The following is a 531-nucleotide window of genomic DNA, read 5'->3' as shown; positions in this document are numbered from 1 at the left end:
TCTTTAAGGTAAGGAGGTGATCCAACCGCAGGTTCCCCTACGGTTACCTTGTTACGACTTCACCCCAGTCATGAATCACAAAGTGGTAAGCGCCCTCCCGAAGGTTAAGCTACCTACTTCTTTTGCAACCCACTCCCATGGTGTGACGGGCGGTGTGTACAAGGCCCGGGAACGTATTCACCGTGGCATTCTGATCCACGATTACTAGCGATTCCGACTTCATGGAGTCGAGTTGCAGACTCCAATCCGGACTACGACGCACTTTATGAGGTCCGCTTGCTCTCGCGAGGTCGCTTCTCTTTGTATGCGCCATTGTAGCACGTGTGTAGCCCTGGCCGTAAGGGCCATGATGACTTGACGTCATCCCCACCTTCCTCCGGTTTATCACCGGCAGTCTCCTTTGAGTTCCCGGCCGAACCGCTGGCAACAAAGGATAAGGGTTGCGCTCGTTGCGGGACTTAACCCAACATTTCACAACACGAGCTGACGACAGCCATGCAGCACCTGTCTCAGAGTTCCCGAAGGCACCAA

1 rRNA gene is annotated in these 531 nt (G+C 54.2%); it reads right to left on the bottom strand.

The features are described from left to right. Nucleotides 1-9 precede the first annotated feature (9 nt). Nucleotides 10-531: ribosomal RNA gene (locus DW56_RS05935) — 16S ribosomal RNA — on the bottom strand; the annotation flags it as partial.

This window comes from Franconibacter helveticus LMG 23732 (genome assembly GCF_000463115.2).
Taxonomy (GTDB): Bacteria; Pseudomonadota; Gammaproteobacteria; order Enterobacterales; family Enterobacteriaceae; genus Franconibacter; species Franconibacter helveticus.
This window is presented reverse-complemented; position numbering and strand designations above follow the sequence as displayed.